The sequence below is a fragment of the Ideonella sp. P3_A4 genome (genome assembly GCF_056403075.1).
Window position 1 is genome coordinate 1 of the sequence record NZ_JBFUGE010000813.1, and the last position, 2,320, is coordinate 2,320.

1 protein-coding gene and 1 pseudogene are annotated in these 2,320 nt (G+C 66.3%); both read right to left on the minus strand.

What is annotated here, in order from left to right; genetic code table 11:
• A partial coding sequence (locus tag AC1DYI_RS33080) for an alpha-amylase family glycosyl hydrolase (protein WP_477208347.1) occupies positions 1-1,742 on the minus strand: 1,742 nt, incomplete at its 3' end.
• A 267-nt stretch (positions 1,743-2,009) separates the two neighbouring features.
• Positions 2,010-2,320, minus strand: a pseudogene (locus AC1DYI_RS33085) (ABC transporter ATP-binding protein); the annotation flags it as partial.

A 2,320-nucleotide genomic window follows, 5' to 3' on the forward strand; every position in this document is an offset into this window, starting at 1 on the left:
GCGCGACGCTGTGCATAGGCGTCGCCACCCTGGTCCCAGCTGTTGTTGTTGTCTTCGCCGCCGTCGGACGGCCCATACGGCCAGGCCTGGTTGTTGACCTTGCTGTTGTAGGCGTAGAGGTCGCGCAGCGTGAAGCCGTCGTGCGCGACCATGAAGTTGACCGAGTGCCAGGGCTTGCGGCCATCGTCGCCATAAAGGTCTGACGAGCCGGCGAAGCGTGACGCCAGCTCACCGGTGGTCACCACGTCCATGCCGAGCTTGTTCTGTGCCTTGCGCATCGCGTCGCGGAACTTGCCGTTCCACTCGGCCCAGCCGGTCGGGAAGCCGCCGACCTGGTACGAGTTGCCGCCAATCGCCCACGGCTCGGCGATCAGGTCGGGGCCGCTGCCGCCACCGGCCGGCCGCGGCGGCAGCTCGTTGACGATGCGGTTCAGCGCGTTGCCGCTGTCCATCTTGTCGAAGTTGAAGCAGCCGTGCTCGCAGGTGTTGCCCAGCACCGAGGCGAGATCGAAGCGGAAGCCGTCGACACCGAGCGTGTTGCGCCAGTAGGCGAGCGAGTCGACGATCAGGTTCTGCGCGGTCGGGTTGTGGGTGTTGTAGTTGCCGCCAACGCCGGTGTTGTCCCACGAGTACTGGAAGTTGCTCGTTAGCGAGTAGTAGGTCGGGTTGTCGAGCCCGCGGAAGGACTGCACGTTGTAGACCGTCAACCCGTCGGTGCCGCCCCATGCGCCGCCCTCGCCGGTGTGGTTGTAGACCACGTCGATGTAGACCTTGATGCCGGCGTCGTGGAAGGCCTTGACCATGGCCTTGAACTCGCGCGTTGGGCCGCCGGCGGTCTTGTCGCTCGAATAGCGGCGATCCGGCGCAAAGAAAGCCAGCGTCGAGTAGCCCCAGTAGTTGTCGCCGTCGGCGCTGTTGGGGTCGACGTCGTTGGTGTCGTTCTGCGTTTCCTGCACCGGCAGGAACTCGACCGCGGTGATGCCCAGCCCGGCCAGATACGAAGCCTTGGCCGCTGCGCCGGCGTAAGTGCCGCGCAGTGCCGAGGCGACGCTGCTGTCGTTCTTGGTCAGGCCGCGCACATGGACCTCGTAGACCACGTCGTCTTTGAAGGCGCGCGTCGGCTTGGTGCCGGTGGACTGCGTGTCGGCCGCCAGCACCAAACCTTTGGGCGCGCAGGCGCCGCTGTCCTTGTTGCGGTGCGTCGCACCCGAGGCGTAGAGCGTGCCGTCTGCGCAGCTGGGCGTGACCATGTCCTGGCTGACTTCGCGGGCGTACGGGTCGAGCAGCAGCTTGTTCGGGTTGAAGCGGTTGCCGCTGCCGTCGACGTCGTTCAAGAAGCCGGTGCCGCTGCCCTTGACCCAGCCGCTGTTGTAGGGCCAGTTCGGGCCCCAGGCGCGGTAGCCGTAGTAGACCGGGCCGGTGATGCCGTAGGTGGTTTGCAAGGTAGCGACCGACACCGTCTTGGACCAGACGTTGGTCCCGGCATCCTTGGTCATCACGTACTTGACCTTCTCTTGCGCGCCCGAAGCCGTCTTGTAGATCCAGACCTCGATGCGCGTGGCGCGCGACGAGTAGACGCGGAAGTTGATGTTGGCTTGGGCACCGTCATAGCGGCCACCCAAGGTCAACGCGTCGATCGCGGCAGCCGCGGGGCCGGCCCACAGGCCCGCCGCCAACCCCAACACCGTCACGCAGGCGGCACCCCAGCGCCGCCACCCTCGCCCACTGCTTCCCAACTTCATGCTGGACCTCGCCGACTCGGACGTGCGCCGACCAAGAGCTGCCCCAAGTTGCGGCACGGGCGCACGCGATGAAGGCATCGCGAGCCGCAGGCAGGTAGTAAAACTAGCGGCGAATCGTAGTGAGCACCTGATCAGTGCACAACCCGTTCGCCGTCCAGAGTTACCCGCTCTAGCGCTAACCCGCAGGCATCAATCATCGGATTGAGCCATTGGCTGTAGTTTTCATGTAGTCAAAGTACGGACCACCCATACCACAGCGGCAGCTTGTCAGGCGCGGCTCGACAGCGCTTCCCAGCGCTCCATCAACCCCATCAACTCTTCGTCGATCGCCGCGTGGCGGCCGGTGACCTCGGCGATGCGCTGCGGCGTTTCGGTGTACAGCGCGGTCCCGCCGATTTCGGCACTCAGCCGGGCTTGCTCGGCTTCCAGCGCCTCGATGCGCGCGGGCAGCTCGGCCAGCTCGCGCTGCTCCTTGTAGCTGAGCTTGCGCTTCGCGGCGGCAGCTGGCGCGGCAGCCCCGACCGCAGCGCGAGCCGGCGGCGGCGGTGCGGCAGCGCGGGCCGCAGCTTCGGCAATGG